6 protein-coding genes and 1 pseudogene are annotated in these 19,370 nt (G+C 75.5%); 4 read left to right on the top strand and 3 right to left on the bottom strand.

The features are described 5' to 3' along the window. Window positions 1–136 precede the first annotated feature (136 nt). On the bottom strand, window positions 137–862 hold the full coding sequence (locus tag GA0070611_RS12155) for a DUF3159 domain-containing protein (RefSeq protein ID WP_091662762.1): 726 nt from the start codon (window positions 860–862) through the stop codon (window positions 137–139). A 176-nt stretch (window positions 863–1,038) separates the two neighbouring features. Further along, window positions 1,039–2,184 carry a polysaccharide lyase family 7 protein gene (locus tag GA0070611_RS12150; protein ID WP_091662758.1) on the bottom strand — a complete coding sequence of 382 codons (1,146 nt, stop codon included), beginning with the start codon at window positions 2,182–2,184 and terminating at the stop codon, window positions 1,039–1,041. Window positions 2,185–2,345: 161 nt separating this feature from the next. Here GA0070611_RS12150 and GA0070611_RS12145 point away from each other — a divergent pair, with 161 nt between their 5' ends. Then, window positions 2,346–3,233: a phosphatase PAP2 family protein gene (locus GA0070611_RS12145; RefSeq protein WP_197675910.1), complete on the top strand. Its 888-nt coding sequence runs from the start codon at window positions 2,346–2,348 to the stop codon at window positions 3,231–3,233. 1 nt (window position 3,234) lies between these two features. Here the strand turns inward: GA0070611_RS12145 and GA0070611_RS12140 are convergent, their stop codons facing one another. Continuing rightward, on the bottom strand, window positions 3,235–3,687 hold the full coding sequence (locus GA0070611_RS12140) for a YbhB/YbcL family Raf kinase inhibitor-like protein (protein ID WP_091662754.1): 453 nt from the start codon (window positions 3,685–3,687) through the stop codon (window positions 3,235–3,237). A gap of 69 nt (window positions 3,688–3,756) precedes the next feature. On the opposite strand from GA0070611_RS12140, the gene GA0070611_RS12135 reads away from it, so the two are divergent. From GA0070611_RS12135 to GA0070611_RS12125, 3 genes and pseudogenes are all read left to right on the top strand, one after another. Beyond that, window positions 3,757–4,443, top strand: coding sequence for a maleylpyruvate isomerase N-terminal domain-containing protein (locus tag GA0070611_RS12135; protein WP_407940434.1), 687 nt, complete (start codon window positions 3,757–3,759; stop codon window positions 4,441–4,443). A gap of 497 nt (window positions 4,444–4,940) precedes the next feature. Beyond that, window positions 4,941–10,301: pseudogene (locus GA0070611_RS12130) on the top strand (SDR family NAD(P)-dependent oxidoreductase); the annotation flags it as partial. A 47-nt stretch (window positions 10,302–10,348) separates the two neighbouring features. Further along, window positions 10,349–19,369, top strand: a complete 9,021-nt coding sequence (locus GA0070611_RS12125) for a type I polyketide synthase (RefSeq protein ID WP_091662743.1) — start codon at window positions 10,349–10,351, stop codon at window positions 19,367–19,369. The last annotated feature ends 1 nt before the right edge of the window (window position 19,370 follow it).

Genomic DNA, 19,370 nt, shown 5'->3' with positions numbered 1-19,370 from the left:
GGCCGGCCGTCCGGCCGACGCAGCGGACGGACCGGCCCACCCATCGCGTCCGGAGTGGAACTTGCCGCGAAAACACCCGCGAAATTCGCCGCCTCCCGGGATCACACGACGGCCGGGGACGGAGTAACGTACATCATCAAGAGAGGCCGCTCCCCCCGTGGCGGCCTCTCTTCTTTCCTGTCTGCGGGCGCTCGTCCCCGCCGGACGCCACGACCGGGTGGCGCAGCCCCGGATGCCCGGGCGGCAGCGCCCGCCGGATCACCCACCAACTCGCCGCCAGCGCGGCCGCGACCAGCGGCCAGGTCAGCGCCACCCGGGCCACCACCAGCGCGAGCACCTGGCCGCCGAGCCAGAGCGGCACGAAGACAGCCAGCCGCAGCACGTAGGTCGCCACCCACACCCAGGAACCCCGCGCGTACGCCCGCAGCAGCGCGGAGTCGCGCCGCCAGCGGGTCCGCTGCCCCAGCGCCGCGCCGACCACCACTCCGAGCAGCGGCCAGCGCACCACGATGCTGACCGCCCAGGCCAGCCCGCTCGCCGCGTTGGAGAGCAGTTGCAGCAGGAAGAAGTCGCCGGCCCGGCCGGTGCGCAGGGCGACCAGCGCGGCCAGGCAGACCGCGAGCAGCCCCACCAGCACCGAGCGCGGCCGGTCCCCGCGGCGCAGCCGCCAGCCGGCCACCGCCGCCCCCGCCGCCACCGCCGTGCCGACGCCGCCCCACAGCCCGGCGACCAGCCAGCCGGCCGCGAAGGCCACCGCCGGGACGGTGGCGTCGACCGCGCCCCGCCGACCGCCGAGCAGGTCGGTGAGGGACTCCGTCGCCTGCGGACCGGGCGGGGTCCGCCCGGGTGCGGTGCCGGTCACGCTGGCCTCCCTGCCGATGGGATCGTCACCGGCTGCACGGTACCGGCCCCCACCCGCTGCGGGCCCGATCCCTCGGCGCGCCACCCGCTCCGCAGGCCCGGGGGAGCGGTGGCCGTGCCGGGACGCGGCCGGGGCCGCCCCCGCAGGTGGGGCGGCCCCGGTCGGGGTCGGTCCGGTCAGGAGTGGCTGACCGAGAGGGCGTAGATCAGCGTCTGGCCGTAGTTGGTGTCGCTGCACGGCGCGGAGTTGGTGCAGTTCGCCTGGGTGTACGCGCCGGCCTTGAAGTAGGCGCCGGAGAAGCTGCGGGTGATGGTCGTCTGGAGCACGTCGTTGTAGTAGACCTTGACCTGTCCGCCGCCGACCACGAACTTGCCCCGGTACCGGGTGCCCAGCTGGTAGCCGCTGGTGACCAGCTTGTAGTGGGCGTTGTCGCCGTTGGTGACGTAGAGGTTGGTGCCCTCCAGCCGGAACACCGTGATGTCGTCGGCGGTGTCGTGGATCTGCGCGCCGACCAGCTGCGGCTTGGTCGCCGGCAGGGCCGTGAACGCCTCCTCGAAGCTCATCGTGTGGGTGCCGGAGGTGGAGGACCAGCTCGCGTTGCTCGCCCCGTTGCCGGTCATCTCCCGCAGCTCCGAGCGCGGGTAGCCGGAGCCGCTGGTGGTGGTGCCGTTGACCGCGGCCCGGAACTGCACGGCCGAGCAGGAGGCGGCGGTGACGAACCAGGGGGAGGACCGGAACCCGGCCAGGGTGGGCTGGGTGATCTCGTCCGGGTCCTCGGCCGGTCCGGTGGGCAGGGTGATCTTCCAGTTGGTCAGGTTAAGCACGTCGGCGGGGACCGCGCAGCCGCTGCCGCCGTCCGCGCCGTAGACCCGGGTCTCGGTGATGCTGGTCCAGTCGTTGACGGTGTTGCCGTAGCCGACCACCCGCACGTACCGGGCCGGACGGTCGGTGAAGTCGTACGTCTCCAGCTGGAGCGTGGTGCCACTGCTGTCGCGCCGGCCGATCACGGTGGTCCAGGCGGCGGCGTCGGCCGAGGTCTGCACGGCGAAGCTGCTGGTCCGCTCGTCGCCCCTGTGCCAGGCCAGCGCGATCGAGCCGACCGTGGTGCTGGTGCCGAGGTCGTAGCGGATCCAGGCGCCGGCGCCCTGCGCCGACCACCGGGTCGCGAGGTCGCCGTCGAGGGTGTTGGCCGGCACGTTGCCGTCGTCCGAGCTGGCGACGACGGCACTGACCGGCAGGGTGGTGGCGGCCGTGGCGGGGGTGGCGGTCAGGCCCGCGGCGAGCAGCGCCAGCGGTACGGCGACTGCGAGGGTACGTCGCATGGAGGTGGGGTCCTTCGCGGAGAAGTTCCGATAGGTGAACTAGATCGCACTGGTGCCGGGTGACCATAAGAGTGTGTTTTACGGCCGTCAATACCTGGCGTCCGGGGTCCGTTCGGACCCCGGCCCCGTCCCGAGCGGAACCGTCGACGCCCCGCTACGGTGTGCGGGTGCGTGAGACGGCGAGGGGTTGGACGGCGGTCTGGTTGGTCGTACTGGCCCTGGTCCAGACGGCTGCGTTCCTGCTGGTGTGGCGGTTCGCCGTGCACACCGAACTGGGGCAGTGGCTGGACACGGTGGCGTTGACCGGCAACCGGATCGGCCAGGATCGCATCGACGGTCCGGTCGACCGGATCCTCAACGCGATGTCGGTGGTGTCCCTGCTGGCCACCACCGCGGTGATCGGCTTCATCGCGCTGATCCGGGGCCGCAAGGCGCTCGCCGTCACCGCCACCCTGCTGATCGCCGGGGCCAACGTGACCACCCAGGTGCTCAAGCACTTCCTGGTCCGCCCCGACTTCGGCATCGACCCCGAACGGGCGGCGGCCGGCAACAGCCTGCCCAGCGGCCACACCGCCGTCGCGGCGTCGGTGGCCGTCGCGCTGATCCTGGTGCTGCCCGCGAAGGTCCGGGTGCTCGGCGCGTTCCTCGGCGCCGGTTACGCCGCGGTGGCGGGGGTGGCCACCCTCTCCGCCGGCTGGCACCGGCCCAGCGACGCCGTCGCCGCGTACCTGGTGGTGGGGGCCTGGGCGGCGGCGGGCGGAATGCTGCTGCTCTTCTTCCAGCGGGACACCGCCGAGATCTCCCCGACCGACGCGCACCGGATGGCGGCGGCGGTGCTGGGCGGCCTCGGCGTGCTCGCGCTCGCCGTCTCCGGGCTCGCCCTCACCTGGCTGGCCGCCCGCTCCGGCACCCCCGCCGACGAGCTCACCCGCCGCCCCCTCTTCATCGGGTACGCGGGCAGCGCGGCCGGTATCGCCGGGACCATCGGCGTGGTGGCCGCGCTGGTGCTCGCGGTGGTGCACCGCGTGGTGCCCCGCGTCAAGGGCTGACTCAGCGGTAGTAGGTGCCGACCGTGGTGCCGCTGGCCAGTTCCCGGCCCTTCAGCGCCCGGTGCACCTCGCCGGCCGCCGGCGCGCCCGCCAGGTCCAGCGGCCGGTCCAGCGCGTAGAGGCGGAAGAAGTACCGGTGCGCGTCCTCGCCCTTGGGCGGCATCGGCCCGCTCCACCCGGTCTCGCCGAAACTGTTCGGCCATTCCCGGCCGCCCGGCGGCACGCCGCCCTCGGGCACCTCACCCGCCTCGGGTGAGATCCCGGTGACCAGCCAGTGCAGGAACGGTTCCCGGCCCGCGTCCGGGTCCTCGACGAGCAGCACCAGTTCCTCCGTGGCGTCCGGTACGTCCGCCCACTGCAACGGCGGCGACAGGTTCTCGCCGTCCCGGGCGAATCGTCCGGGCAACAGGTCGTGGTCGGTGAACGCGGTGCTGCGCAGCATGATGCCGGACATTCGGCGCCCCCTTCTCCTCGTCGAGGTGGCGCGTACCCGGCCGGTCCGCCGCGAAACGGCGGTGGCAGGCTGGGGCCCGGACCGGACGGGGGAGCGGGGATGGACACGGTACGCGCGGCGTTCCGGGACGAGTGCGCCCGGCTGGAGCAGGAACTGCGTGACCTCACCGGAGCGGACCTGGACCGGCCCACCCGCTGCCCGCCGTGGACGGTCCGGGACCTGCTGGCGCACGTGGCCACCGGCGTCGGGCGGCTGGCCGACATGCTCGCCGGGCCGGCCCCCGAGCGGGCCGAGGTGGACGCCGCCGGCTACTTCGGCGCGGCCAAGTTCACCCCGCAGGTCGACCGGGACCGGATCGACAGCGCCCGCCGGCAGGCCCCGGCCGGCGTACCCGAGGTGGTGGCGGGGTTCGCCCGGGCCTGGCGGGCCACCGACGCGGCGGTCGCCGCCGCACCGGCCGGGCGGCTGGTCCGCACCCGGCACGGGGACGCGATGACGCTGACCGAGTTCCTGCGTACCCGGGTGGTGGAGGTCGGGGTGCACGGCCTGGACCTGGCCGACGCGCTGGACCGGCGGGCCTGGCTGACCCCGACGGCGGCGGAGGTGGTGGCGGACCTGCTCCGCGCCGGCCGGCGGGTGCCGGGGTGGGACGCGCTGACGCTGGTCCGCAAGGCCACCGGCCGTGCTCCGCTCACCGACGCGGAACGGGCGCTGCTCGACCGGGCGGGCCTGCGCGGGCTCTCCTTCGGAGGCTGACCCCGGCCGGTCCCCGTGCCGCCGTCGGCTAACCCGGTCCGAGCACGGTGACCGGCGCGGCACGGTCGTCTCCGCCGGCGCGGTACCCGGCGCCTGCTCGCGCTCGGCGTCGGTGAGCCGGTGCCGGCGGTGCAGCGCGAGCAGGAACGGCGCGGAATCCCGGCTGCCGGCGGCCGCGCGCTGCCGGTCCACACCCGAGGCGGGGAGCGGACCACGCTGTCGATCATCAGCCCGTCACGGCCGGTCATCGTAGCCGGAACCGGCCATCTCCATGGCCGGCGCGAGCCACCGCGCCCGCCTCGTCCGGGCCGCAAGCCTAGGGGGCGCACTGGGGGCGTTAGGGGGTCCGTGGTGCCGGCACCGCTTCGTAGTGTCAGCGCGGACAACCAACAAATGCCCGACGGAGCGGTTCTGCTCCGACAATTGCCGCCGCGATGACCCGGACGCCGACATTGGCTCCGGTCGTTCGCGGCTGGGGCCAGTGGCGGGAGACGTAGATGGAGAACGAGGAGAAGCTTCTCGGGTACCTGAAGCGGGCCACCATCGATCTGCGTGAGGCCCGCCGGCAGCTGCGTCTCGCCGAACGGCGCGAGTACGACCCGATCGCGATCGTGGGGATGAGCTGCCGGTTCCCGGGCGGGGTGGACTCCCCGGCGGCACTGTGGCGGCTCCTCGCCGACGGCGGGGACGCCATCGCGGACTTTCCCGACGACCGCGGCTGGACCGTCGGTGACGGCGATTCCGGGCCGGCGCCGAACTACGCCCGGGCCGGCGGTTTCCTCGCCGACGCCGCACATTTCGACCCCGAATTCTTCGGCATCTCCCCGCGCGAGGCGATCGCGATGGATCCGCAGCAGCGGCTGTTGCTGGAGGCGTCCTGGGAGGCGTTCGAGTCGGCCGGGATCGACCCGCTGTCGGTACGCGGCAGCCGCACCGGGGTCTTCGCCGGGTTGATGTACCACGACTACGCCAGCCGGCTGGCGCAGCCGCCGCCGGAGCTGGAGGGCTTCCTCGGCAACGGCAACGCCGGCAGCGTCTTCTCCGGCCGGGTGGCGTACGTGCTGGGCCTGGAGGGGCCGGCGATCACCGTCGACACCGCCTGCTCGTCGTCGCTGGTCGCGCTGCACCTGGCGATCCAGGCGCTGCGCCGCGAGGAGTGCACCCTGGCGCTGGCGGGCGGGGTGACCGTGATGGCCACCCCGGAGACGTTCGACGACTTCAGCCGGCAGGGCGGCCTGGCCGGCGACGGCCGGTGCAAGCCGTTCGCGGCCGCCGCCGACGGCACCGGCTGGTCCGAGGGCGTCGGCGTGCTGCTGGTCGAGCGGCTCAGCGACGCCCGGCGGCTCGGGCACCCGGTGCTCGCGGTGGTCCGGGGCACCGCGGTGAACCAGGACGGCGCGAGCAGCGGCCTGACCGCGCCGAACGGCCCGGCGCAGCGCCGGGTGATCGCCGACGCGCTGGCCAACGCCCGGCTCACCGCCGCCGACGTGGACGCCGTCGAGGCGCACGGCACCGGCACGAAGCTCGGCGACCCGATCGAGGCGCAGGCGCTGATCGCCACGTACGGGCGGGACCGCGAGCCGGGCCGGCCGCTCTGGTTGGGCTCGGTGAAGTCGAACCTGGGGCACACCCAGGCCGCGGCGGGCACCGCGGGTGTGATCAAGATGGTGCTGGCGCTGCGGCACGGCGTGCTGCCGCGCACCCTGCACGCCGAGGAGCCGACCCCGCACGTGGACTGGTCGGCCGGGGACGTCCGGCTGCTCACCGCGGCGCAGCCGTGGCCGGCGGGGGAGCGGCCGCGCCGGGCCGGACTGTCGTCGTTCGGCATCAGCGGCACCAACGCCCACGTGATCCTGGAGGAGGCCCCACCGGTCGAGGACGGCGGCGACGAGTCACCGGAGCCGGCGGTGCTGCTCTGGCCGGTGTCGGCCCGTTCGGCGTCGGCGCTCACCGGCCAGGCGGGCCGGTTGCGGGCGCACCTCACCGACGAGCGCCCGGTGGACGTGGGTTTCTCGCTCGGCGCCGGCCGGGCCGGCCTGGAGTTCCGGGGCGTCGCGGTGGGCCGGGAGCCGGCCGATCTGCTCGCCGGCCTGGACGCCCTCGCCGCCGGCGGTGGCCTGTCGGGTCGGGTGACCACGGGCCGGACGGCGGTGCTGTTCACCGGTCAGGGCGCGCAGCGCGTCGGCATGGGCCGGGATCTGGCGGCGGTGTTCCCGGTGTTCGCGTCCGCGTTGGACGAGGTGTGTGCGGCGTTCGCGCCGCTGCTCGGTGGCGATCTGCGGCAGGTGATCTTCTCGGACCCCGATGGGGTGCTGGATCAGACCGGGTGGACTCAGCCGGCGTTGTTCGCGGTCGAGGTGGCGCTGTTCCGGCTGGCCGAGTCGTGGGGTCTCAGGCCGGACTTCGTGGCGGGTCACTCGATCGGTGAGCTGGCTGCGGCGCACGTGGCCGGGGTGTGGTCCCTTCAGGACGCGTGCCGAGTGGTGGCCGCCCGGGGCACGTTGATGCAGGCCCTGCCGTCGGGTGGCGCGATGCTCGCGATCGGTGCGCCGCTGGACGAGTTGGACCTCGACGGCATCGACGTGGCCGCGGTCAACGGGCCGCGTGCCGTGGTGGTGTCCGGCACCGAGGAGCAGATCGCCGCCCTCGAAGCGCGTCTCGACGTGAAGACCCGGCGGTTGCGGGTGTCGCACGCGTTCCACTCGCACCTGATGGACCCGATGCTCGCCGAGTACGGGCAGGTGCTCAACCGGGTCCGTCCCAGCGCCGCGACCGTGCCGCTGGTCTCCACCGTCACCGGCGACCTCGCCACCGACGACGACCTCGCCCTCGTCGAGTACTGGCAGAGCCAGGTGCGCGGCACCGTCCGCTTCGCCGACGCCGTGCACGCCCTCACCGCACGCGGCGTCACCCGGTTCGTCGAGATCGGACCGGACAGCGTCCTCACCGCCATGGTCGCCGACTGCGCGCCCGACGCCGCCGCCGTCGCCCTGCAACGCCGTGACCGCGACCAGGTGACCGCGTACGGCACCGGCCTCGCGCGGGCCTGGGCCGCCGGCGTCGGCCTCGACTGGTCCGCGATCCACTCCGGCGGACGCCGGGTCGACCTGCCCACGTACGCCTTCCAGCGCCGCCGCTACTGGCTGGACGCGCCCGCCGGCACCGGCGACCCGGGCGGGCTCGGCCAGCACCCGGCCGCCCACCCGCTGCTCGGCGCCGTCGTCGAGCTGCCCGGCACCGGCGGCGTGGTGCTCACCGGCCGGCTCTCCCGCACCACCCAGCCCTGGCTCGCCGACCACGCGGTCCTCGGCACCGTCCTCGTCCCCGGCACCGGCCTGGTCGAACTCGCCCTGCGCGCCGGCGACCAGGTCGGCTGCCCCGTCGTCGACGAACTGACCATCGGCGCGCCCCTGGTGCTGCCCGAGGAGGGTGGCCTCGCCCTGCGGGTCACCGTCGACGCCGCCGACGACACCGGCGCGCGGGCCCTCGGCATCTGGACCCGCCCCGACGACGGCCCCGACGGCACCGGCTGGACCCGGCACGCCGAAGGCGTCCTCACCCCGTCGGCCGACCCCGCCCCCACCGACCTCACCGCCTGGCCGCCCGCCGACGCCGACCCGGTCGACCTCGACGGCCTCTACGACCGGCTGGTCGGGCACGGCTACGACTACGGGCCGGTCTTCCAGGGGCTGCGGGCCGTCTGGCGGCGCGGCCACGGCGACACCGCCGAGGTGTACGCCGAAGCGGCCCTGCCCGACGTGGCCGCCGCCGACGCCGCCCGGTTCCTGCTGCACCCGGCGCTGCTCGACGCGGCCCTGCACGCCAACCTGGTCGACGAGGGGGCGGGTGACACCCCGCTGCCGTTCTCCTGGCGCGGTGTCACGCTGCACGCCGCGCACGCCGCCGCGCTGCGGATCCGGATCACCCCGGCCACCGCCGACCGGTCCGCGGTCACCGTGGCCGACGGTCAGGGCAACCCCGTCGCCACCATCGCGGAACTGGTCGCCCGGCCGGTCGCCGCCGAGGCGCTCGCCGCCGCCCGCGACCAGCGGCGCTCCCTGTACGAGGTGGCCTGGCAGCCCGTACCGGCCGGTGCCGGCGACGCCGCGTGGACCCTGGTCGACGTCGACGCGGAGCTGCCCGACCCGGCCCCGGCCACCGCCGTGGTCCGCCTCGACGTGCCCGGCCCGCTGCCCGCCGCCGCCCACGACGCCAGCGAGCGGCTGCTCGGCCTGCTGCACCGCTGGCTCACCGCCCCCGGGTCCGACGCGTCGACGCTGGTGCTGCTCACCCGGCACGCGGTCGACGCCGGTGGGACCCCGGTCGACCCGGCTGCCGCCGCGCTGTGGGGGCTGGTCCGGGCCGCCGAGGCCGAACACCCCGGCCGGTTCCTGCTGGTCGACACCGACGCCGACGACACCGCGCAGCTCACCGCCGCGCTCGGCAGCGGGGAACCCGAACTGGCCGTCCGGGCCGGGGCGCTGCTCGCGCCCCGGCTGGTCCGGGTGTCCGCCGACGCGCCCCGGGCGGCCAGCCCGTGGCCCGCCGACGGGACGGTCCTGGTCACCGGCGGCCTCGGCGGGCTGGGCAGCCTGGTGGCCCGGCACCTGGTCGCCCGGCACGGCGTACGCTGGCTGCTGTTGACCGGCCGCAGCGGCGCGTCGGCGCCCGGCGCGGCGGAGCTGGTCGCCGACCTCACCGCGGCCGGCGCGGACGTGCGGGTGGCCGCCTGCGACGTCGCGGACCGCGACGCGGTCGCCGCCCTGCTCGCCGACGTGCCCGCCGCGCACCCGCTCACCGCCGTGGTGCACGCCGCCGGCACCGCCGAGAACGCGCTGGTCGACGCCCTCACCCCGGAACAGCTGCACCGGGTGCTGCGGCCCAAGGTGGACGCCGCCTGGCACCTGCACGAGCTGACCCATGACCTGCCGCTCACCGCGTTCCTGCTCTTCTCCTCCTCGGCCGGCTGGGTGGCCGGCGCCGGGCAGGGCAACTATGCCGCCGGCAACCTCTTCCTCGACGCCCTCGCCCAGCGTCGCCGCGCCGAGGGGCTGCCCGCCACCTCGCTGGCCTTCGGGCTCTGGGCCACCGGGACCGGCATGGGCGGCCACCTCGACGAGGCGGACCTGCACCGGATGCGCCGGCTCGGCATGCCGGCGATGGACACCGACGAGGCACTGGCCCTCTTCGACGCCGCCGTCGGCACCGACCGGGCCACCCTGGTCCCGGTCCGGATCGACCTGGACGCGCTGCGCCGCCGCACCGACCCGCTCCCCGCCGTGCTGCGCGGGCTGGTCCGCACGCCGGCCCGCCGGGCGGCGGCCGGCACCGCCGGCGGCGGCGGGACGGCGCTGGTCGACCGGCTCGCCGGGCTCTCCGACGCCGACCGGGACACCCTGCTGCTCGACCTGGTCCGCACGCACGCCGCCGCCGTGCTCGGCTTCCCCGGGCCGGCCTCGATCGAGCCCGGCCGCGCGTTCAAGGACCTCGGCTTCGACTCCCTCGCCGCGGTGGAGTTCCGCAACGTGCTCAGCACCGTCACCGGGCTGCGGCTGCCCGCCACGCTGGTCTTCGACCACCCCGAGCCGGCCACCCTGGCCCGGGCGCTCAAGGCGGAACTGGTGCTGCCCGACGCCGACCCGGCCGACGCCGTCCTGGCCGACCTCGACCGGCTGGAGAAGGCCCTCACCGAGGTGCCCACCGGCGAGCAGGCCCGGCTGGTCGCGCGGCTGGAGGCGGTGCTGCGCGGCTGGCAGGACCGGGTCGGCGACCCCGACGACGAGACCCGGCGCGACTACGACTCCGCCACCGACGAGGAGCTGTTCGAGGTCCTGGAGAACGAGCTCGGCATCTCCTGACGGCAGCCTCCGACGATCCTCCCGCGCGGCACAGATTGGTGTGAACGATGGCGAACGACGACAAGCTCCGGACCTTCCTCAAGCGCGCCACCGCCGAGCTGCAACAGGCCAACCGCCGCCTGCGTGAGGTGGAGGGCCGCGACCAGGAGCCGATCGCGATCGTCGGGATGGGCTGCCGCTACCCGGGCGGCGTCCGCTCGCCGGAGGACCTGTGGCGGCTCGTCGCCGAGGGCACCGACGCCATCTCCGGGTTCCCCACCGACCGGGGTTGGGACGTCGAGGGCGTCTACGACCCCGAGCCCGGCAAGCCCGGCCGCAGCTACACCCGGCACGGCGGCTTCCTGCCCGACGCCGCCGACTTCGACCCCGGCTTCTTCGGCATGAGCCCCCGTGAGGCGCTGGAGACCGACCCGCAGCAGCGGCTGCTGCTGGAGGTGTCCTGGGAGGCGTTCGAGCACGGCGGCCTCGACCCGGTCGCGCTGAAGGGCAGCGCCACCGGCGTCTTCGTCGGCGTCATGCACCACGACTACGTCGACAGCACCACCTCCGGCAGCCTCGTCTCCGGGCGGGTCGCGTACACCCTGGGCCTGGAGGGGCCGGCGATCACCGTCGACACCGCCTGCTCGTCCTCCTCCGTCGCGATGCACCTGGCCTGCCAGTCGCTGCGCAAGGAGGAGTGCGGGCTGGCCCTGGCCGGCGGCGTCGCGGTGATGGCCACCCCGCAGCTCTTCGTCGAGTTCAGCCGCCAGCGGGCGCTCTCCCCGGACGGCCGGTGCCGCTCCTTCGGCGACGGCGCCGACGGCGCTGCCTGGTCCGAGGGGGCCGGCGTGCTGGTCCTGGAGCGCCTCTCCGACGCCCGCCGCCACGGCCACCGGGTGTTCGGCGTGATCCGGGGCTCGGCGGTCAACCAGGACGGCGCGTCCAACGGGCTGACCGCGCCGAACGGGCCGGCGCAGCAGCGGGTGATCCGGGCCGCGCTGGCCAACGCCCGGCTCGGCACCGGGGACGTGGACGCCGTCGAGGCGCACGGCACCGGCACCACGTTGGGTGACCCGATCGAGGCGCAGGCGCTGCTGGCCACCTACGGGCGGGACCGGGAGCAGCCGCTCTGGCTCGGGTCGATCAAGTCGAACATCGGCCACGCGCAGGCCGCCGCGGGCGTGGCCGGCGTGATCAAGATGGTGCAGGCGCTGCGGCACGGGGTGCTGCCCCGCACCCTGCACGCCGAGACGCCGTCCCGGCAGGTCGACTGGGCCGGCGGCGACGTACGGCTGCTGCACGAGCCGGTCGACTGGCCGGCGGGTGAGCGGCCGCGCCGGGCCGGCGTCTCCTCGTTCGGCATCAGTGGCACCAACGTGCACCTCATCGTCGAGGAGGCCCCGGTCGCCGACGAGGTCCCCGCCCCGGCGGCCGCGCCGGTGACCCTCTGGCCCGTCTCCGGGCGCTCCCCGGAGGGTCTCGCCCTCCAGGCCGCCCGGATCGCCGAGTTCTGCCTCGGCACCGACGAGAACCCGGTCGACGTGGGCTTCACGCTCGGCGCCGGCCGGGCCGGCCTGGAGTTCCGGGGCGTCGCGGTGGGCCGGGAGCCGGCCGAGCTGACCGCCGGCCTGGACGCCCTCGCGGCCGGCGCCGGCCTGTCGGGTCGGGTGACCACGGGCCGGACGGCGGTGTTGTTCACGGGTCAGGGCGCGCAGCGCGTCGGGATGGGCCGGGATCTGGCGGCGGTGTTCCCGGTGTTCGCGTCCGCGTTGGACGAGGTGTGTGCGGCGTTCGCGCCGCTGCTGGGTGGGGATCTGCGGCAGGTGATCTTCTCGGACCCCGATGGGGTGCTGGATGAGACGGGGTGGACTCAGCCGGCGTTGTTCGCGGTCGAGGTGGCCCTGTTCCGGCTCGCGGAGTCGTGGGGTCTCAGGCCGGACTTCGTGGCGGGTCACTCGATCGGTGAGCTGGCTGCCGCGCACGTGGCGGGGGTGTGGTCCCTCGACGACGCGTGTCGGGTCGTGGCGGCGCGGGGCACGTTGATGCAGGCGTTGCCGGCCGGTGGGGTGATGCTGGCGATCGGTGCGCCGCTGGGCGAGCTGGACCTGGACGGCATCGACGTGGCGGCGGTCAACGGGCCGCGTGCGGTGGTGGTGTCGGGCACGGAGGAGCAGATCACCGCCCTCGAAGCACGTCTCGATGTGAAGACGCGGCGGTTGCGGGTGTCGCACGCGTTCCACTCGCACCTGATGGACCCGATGCTCGCCGACTACGGCCAGGTCCTGAGCGGTGTCACCGCCAACCCGGTGGGCATTCCGCTGGTGTCCACCGCCACCGGCACGCTGGCCACCGACGAGGAGTTGGGTGACGCCGGCTACTGGCAGGGGCAGGTGCGGGGCACGGTCCGCTTCGCCGACGCGGTGCGTGCCCTGCACGAGCGGGGCGTCACCCGGTTCGTCGAGATCGGACCCGACAGTGTGCTGACCGCGATGGTCACCGACTGCGCCCCGGACGCCGCCGCGATCCCGCTACAACGCCGCGACCGGGAGCAGGTCACCGCGTACGCCACCGGCATGGCGCGGGCCTGGACCAGCGGCATCGACCTCGACTGGGCGGCCATCCACCCGGGCGGGCGGCAGGTCGACCTGCCCACCTACGCCTTCCAGCACCGGCGGTACTGGCTGGAGGCACCCACCGCCGCGCCCGCCACCACCACCGACGGCTGGCGCTACCGGGTGGCGTGGCGCCCCGGCGAACCGCCCACCGGCGGGACGCTCACCGGCGACTGGTGGCTGGTCACGCCCGCCCCGCTCACCGGCGACGAACGGGTCACCGCGCTCGCCGACGCGCTGGGCGCGCGGGGCGCCACCGTCCGGCTGCGTACCCTCGACGACCTCGCCGACGCCGGCGGCCCGGCCGGCGTGGTGTCGCTGCTCGGCCTCGACGACACCCCCGACCCGCTCGGCGCGGGACTGTCCGCTGGCGTCACCGACACCGTCCGCCTGGTGCACGCGCTCGCCGCCGCCGGGTTCGCCGGCCGGCTCTGGTGCCTGACCGCCGGTGGCGTCGCCGTCGACCGGTACGAGGACCTGCCGCACGCCGCGCAGGCGGGCCTCTGGGGCCTCGGCACCGTCCTCTCCCTCGACTACCCCGACTGGTGGGGTGGCCTGGTCGACCTGCCTGCCGACTGGGCCGGCGAGCACGCCGACCGGGTCGTCGACGTGTTGGCCGGTGGGGTCGAGGACCAGGTGGCGGTACGGCCGGCCGGGGTGCTGGCGCGGCGGTTGGTGCGCTGGCCGGTGGCCGGCACGCCGGATCGCCGGTGGCGGCCCACCGGCACGGTGCTGGTCACCGGTGGCACCGGGGGGATCGGGGCGCATCTGACCGAGTGGCTGCTGGATCAGGGCGCGCAGCGGGTGGTGCTGGCCAGCCGGCGTGGCCCGGCCGCGCCGGGTGCCGCCGAGTTGACCGACCGGCTGCCGGGTGCGCGGGTGGTGGCGTGCGACGTCACCGACCGGGAGGCGGTGGCCGCGCTGCTGGCCGAGCTCGGCGACGACCTGACCGCCGTCTTCCACGCCGCCGGGGTCCTCGACGAACCCACACCGCTCGGGCAGACGAGCCTCGACGACTTCGCCGCCGTCTGCCGGGCCAAGGTGCTCGGCGCCACCCACCTCGACGCGCTGCTCGACGGCCGTACCCTCGACGCCTTCGTGCTCTTCGCCTCCGGCGCGGCCGTCTGGGGCAGCGCCGGGCAGGCCGCGTACGGCACCGGCAACGCCTTCCTCGACGCGCTGGCCCACCAGCGCCGCCGCGCCGGCCTGGTCGCCACCTCCGTGGCCTGGGGCACCTGGGGCGGCGGCGGGATGGTCGACGCCGAGGCCACCGCGCAGCTGCTGCGACAGGGCACCCCGCCGATGGAGCCCCGGCTGGCGCTCGGTGCGTTGCAGCAGATCCTCGACCACGACGAGAGCCACCTCGTGGTCACCGACATTGACTGGGCCCGGTTCACCCCGATCTACACGCTGGCCCGGCCCCGGCCGCTGCTCGCCGCGCTGCCCGACAGCCGGCCCGCCCCCGCCGCCGAACCGACCGCGCCCCGGGACACGTCCGGGCTCGCCGACCTGCCCGACGCCGACCGGCTGCCGTACCTGCTGGACACCGTCCGCACCCACGTCGCCGCCGTCCTCGGCCACCCCGCCGGCACCACCGTGGACGCCCAACGCCCCTTCCGCGAACTGGGCTTCGACTCGCTGACCGCGGTGGAACTGCGCAACGCGCTCGGCGCGGCCGTCGGACTGCGGCTGCCCGCCACGATGGTCTACGACTACCCGACCCCCGCCGTGCTGGCCCGCCACCTGTACGACGAACTCGTCGGCACCACCGCCGGCCCCGCCGGCCCCACCGCCGGCACCCCGCTCACCCCCGACGAGCCCGTCGCGATCGTCGGTATGAGCTGCCGCTACCCGGGCGGCGTCCGCTCCCCGGAAGAGCTGTGGCAGCTCGTCGCCACCGGCACCGACGCGATCAGCGCCTTCCCCGTCGACCGGGGCTGGGACGCCGACGCTCTCTTCGACGCCGACCCCGACCGGCCCGGCACCAGCTACGTCCGCTCCGGCGGCTTTGTCTACGACGCGGGCGCCTTCGACGCCGAGTTCTTCGGCATCTCGCCCCGCGAGGCGATCACCATGGACCCGCAGCAGCGGCTGATGCTGGAACTCACCTGGGAGGCCTGCGAGCGGGCCGGGCTGGACCCGGAGACGCTGCGCGGCGAACCGGTCGGCGTCTTCGTCGGCTCCGGTGCGCAGGACTACGGCGACCTGCTCGGCCTCGCCCCCGCCGAGTCCGAGGCGTACCTGAGCACCGGCAGCTCCGCGTCGGTCATCTCCGGTCGGGTGTCCTACGCCTTCGGATTCGAGGGACCGTCGATGACCGTCGACACCGCCTGCTCCTCGTCGCTGGTGGCGCTGCACCTGGCCGCCCAGGCGCTGCGGGCGGGGGAGTGCGCCACCGCGATCGCCGGCGGCGTGCTGGTGATGTCGAACCCGACCCCGTTCGTGGCGTTCAGCCGCCAGCGCGGCCTCGCCCCCGACGGCCGCTGCAAGTCCTTCTCGGACGCCGCCGACGGCACCGGCTGGGCCGAGGGGGCCGGCGTGCTGGTCCTGGAACGCCTCTCCGACGCCCGTCGCCACGGCCACCCGGTGCTCGGCGTGCTCCGTGGCTCAGCGGTCAACCAGGACGGTGCGTCCAACGGCCTCACCGCGCCCAACGGCCCGGCCCAGCAGCGGGTGATCCGCGCCGCGCTGGCCAACGCCCGCCTCGAACCGGCCGACGTGGACGTGGTCGAGGCGCACGGCACCGGCACCACCCTCGGCGACCCGATCGAGGCCCAGGCGCTGTTGACCACGTACGGGCGGGACCGGGACCGGCCGCTGTGGCTCGGGTCGATCAAGTCGAACATCGGCCACGCGCAGGCCGCCGCCGGCATGGCCGGCGTGATCAAGATGGTGCAGGCGCTGCGGCACGGGCTGCTGCCCCGCACCCTGCACGCCGAGGTGCCGTCCGCGCAGGTCGACTGGTCGGCCGGGGACGTCCGGCTGCTCACCGAGCCGGTGCCGTGGCCCGCGACCGGGCAGCCCCGCCGGGCCGGCATCTCGTCGTTCGGCATCAGCGGCACCAACGCGCACGTGATCGTGGAGGAGGCTCCGCCGGTCGAGGCTCCGCCCGCGCCGGCCGCGGTCGAGCCGCCGGTGGTGCTCTGGCCGGTGTCCGGCCGCTCCGCCGGGGCGCTCGCCGCGCAGGCCGGCCGGCTGCGGGCGTACCTGACCGACGAGCGGCCGGTCGACGTCGGCTTCTCGCTGGCCGCCGGGCGGGCCGCCCTCGACCACCGGGGCGTCGTGGTCGGGGGACCCGACACCGACTTCGCCACCGGCCTGGACGCGCTCGCCGCCGGCGGCGGCCCGACCGGCCGGGTCACCACGGGCCGGACGGCGGTGTTGTTCACCGGTCAGGGTGCGCAGCGCGTCGGGATGGGCCGGGATCTGGCGGAGGTGTTCCCGGTGTTCGCGTCCGCCCTCGATGAGGTGTGTGCGGCGTTCGCGCCGCTGCTCGATGGCGATCTGCGGCAGGTGATGTTCACCGACCCCGATGGTGTGCTGGATCAGACGGGGTGGACTCAGCCGGCGTTGTTCGCGGTCGAGGTGGCGCTGTTCCGCCTGGCCGAGTCGTGGGGGCTGAGGCCGGACTTCGTGGCGGGTCACTCGATCGGTGAGCTGGCTGCGGCGCACGTGGCCGGGGTGTGGTCCCTTCAGGACGCGTGCCGAGTGGTGGCCGCCCGGGGCACGCTCATGCAGGCGTTGCCCGCCGGTGGGGTGATGCTGGCGATTGCCGCCCCGCTGGACGAGCTCGACCTCGACGGTATCGACGTGGCGGCGGTCAACGGGCCGCGTGCGGTGGTGGTGTCGGGCACGGAGGAGCAGATCGCGGCTCTCGAAGCGCGTCTCGATGTGAGGACGCGGCGGTTGCGGGTGTCGCACGCGTTCCACTCGCACCTGATGGACCCGATGCTCGTCGACTACGGCCAGGTCCTGAGCGGTGTCACCGCCAACCCGGCGGGCATTCCGCTGGTGTCCACCGCCACCGGCACCCTCGTCACCGACGAGGAGTTGGCCGACGCCGGCTACTGGCAGGGGCAGGTGCGGGGCACGGTCCGCTTCGCCGACGCGGTGCGTGCCCTGCACGAGCGGGGAGTGACCCGGTTCGTCGAGATCGGACCCGACAGTGTGCTGACCGCGATGGTCGCCGACTGCGCCCCGGACGCCGCCGCGATCCCGCTGCAACGCCGCGACCGCGAACAGGTCACTGCGTACGCCACCGGCATGGCCCAGGCCTGGACCACCGGACTCGACCTCGACTGGACGGCCATCCACCCCGGCGGGCGGCAGGTCGACCTGCCCACCTACGCCTTCCAGCACCAGCGGTACTGGATCACCCCGACCGCCGGCACCGACAGCGGCGACACCGGCACCGACGGCGGGTTCTGGGACGCCGTCGACCGCGGCGACGTCGACGGCCTCGCCGACGGCCTCGGCGTCCCCGCCGGCACCATCGGCGAGGTGCTGCCCGGCCTCGCCACCTGGCGGGCCCGGCACCGCGACGCCACCACCGTCGACAGTTGGCGCTACCGGCTGGTGTGGCGCTCCACCGACCTACCCACCGGGGGCGCACCGGCCGGGACCTGGTGGGTGGTCGTACCCGAGGCGCTGGCCGACGACCCCCGGACCCGGGCCGTCGCCGACGCGCTGGCCGCGCGCGGCGCCGAGGTCGTCACCGGCACCGGCGCCGACGTGACCGGACGCGACACCCCCGCCGGGGTGGTGTCCCTGCTCGCCCTCGACGACGCCCCCGACCCGCTCGGGGCCGGGCTCACCGCCGGCGTCACCGCGACCGTCGACCTGGTCCGGAACCTCACCGCCACCGCCTTCGCCGGCCGGCTCTGGTGCCTGACCGCCGGCGGCGTCGCCGTCGACCGGTTCGAGTCGCTGCCGCACCCCGCCCGGGGCGCGCTCTGGGGCCTCGGCACCGTGCTCTCCCTCGACTACCCCGACTGGTGGGGTGGCCTGGTCGACCTGCCTGCCGACTGGGCCGGCGAGCACGCCGACCGGGTCGTCGACGTGTTGGCCGGTGGGGTCGAGGACCAGGTGGCGGTACGGCCGGCCGGGGTGCTGGCGCGGCGGTTGGTGCGCTGGCCGGTGGCCGGCACGCCGGATCGCCGGTGGCGGCCCACCGGCACGGTGCTGGTCACCGGTGGCACCGGGGGGATCGGGGCGCATCTGACCGAGTGGCTGCTGGATCTGGGCGCGCAGCGGGTGGTGCTGGCCAGCCGGCGTGGCCCGGCCGCGCCGGGTGCCGCCGAGTTGACCGGCCGGCTGCCGGGTGCGCGGGTGGTGGCGTGCGACGTCACCGACCGGGAGGCGGTGGCCGCGCTGCTGGCCGAGCTCGGCGACGACCTGACCGCCGTCTTCCACGCCGCCGGGGTGCTGCACCAGGAGAAGTCGCTGCCCGAGACCACCCCGGAGGAGTTCGCCGCGGTGTGCCGGGCCAAGGTGCTCGGCGCCACCCACCTCGACGACCTGCTCACCGACCGGCCGCTGGACGCGTTCGTGCTCTTCTCCTCCGGCGCGGCCGTCTGGGGCAGCGCCGGGCAGGCCGCGTACGGCACCGCCAACGCGTACCTCGACGCGCTCGCCCACGGGCGGCGCGGGCAGGGCCGCACCGCCACCGCCGTCAACTGGGGCAGCTGGGCCGGCGGCGGCATGGCCGACGACGAGGCCACCGTCCACCTGCGCCGGCAGGGCACCCCGCCGATGGACCCCCGGCTCGCCGTCGAGGCGCTGCGGCAGGCCCTCGACCACGACGAGAGCCACCTCGTGGTCGCCGACATCGACTGGACCACCTTCACCCCCGTCTACACCCTGGCCCGGCCCCGCCCGCTGCTCGCCGCGCTGCCCGACGCCAACCCGGCGACCGCGCCCGCCGTGACGGCCGCCGCCACCTCCACCGCCGACCTGGCCGGCCGACTCGCCGCGATGCCCGCCCCGGACCGCCTCGACACCGTGCTGGCGCTGGTCCGCGACCAGGTCGCGGCGGTCCTCGGGTACGCCTCCGGCGGCGACGTCGACCCCGAGCGCGCGTTCAAGGAGGCCGGCTTCGACTCGCTGACCGCCGTCGAACTGCGCAACCGGCTCGCCGCCGAGACCGCGCTCCGGCTGCCCGCCACCCTCGTCTTCGACCACCCGACCCCCACCGAACTGGCCCAGCAGCTGCTCACCGAGCTGGTGCCCGACGACGCCGGCGGGGCGACCCTGCTCGACGACCTCGACCGGATCCAGGCGGCCCTGACCAGCGCCGACGCCGTCGCCGCCCTCGACGAAAGCACCCGGGCCGGCGTGGGGGAGCGGCTCCGTGCCCTGCTCGCGGCGTGGCAGACCGGCCAGCGCCCGGACGACGTCGCCACCGTCACCGCCGAGCTGGACACCGCCTCCGACGACGACCTCTTCGACTTCATCGACAGCAAGTTCGGCACCTCCTGAC

Origin of the sequence: Micromonospora auratinigra (assembly GCF_900089595.1) — a bacterium.
Classification (GTDB): domain Bacteria; phylum Actinomycetota; class Actinomycetes; order Mycobacteriales; family Micromonosporaceae; genus Micromonospora; species Micromonospora auratinigra.
Note: the sequence above shows the minus strand (reverse complement) of the source record. Positions and strands in the feature narration are given on the sequence as shown.

Coding starts and splice junctions, on each gene's coding strand:
- GA0070611_RS12150 (WP_091662758.1), bottom strand. CDS start 2,184: ATGCGACGTACCCTCGCAGTCGCCGTACCGCTGGCGCTGCTCGCCGCG.
- GA0070611_RS12140 (WP_091662754.1), bottom strand. CDS start 3,687: ATGTCCGGCATCATGCTGCGCAGCACCGCGTTCACCGACCACGACCTG.
- GA0070611_RS12125 (WP_091662743.1), top strand. CDS start 10,349: ATGGCGAACGACGACAAGCTCCGGACCTTCCTCAAGCGCGCCACCGCC.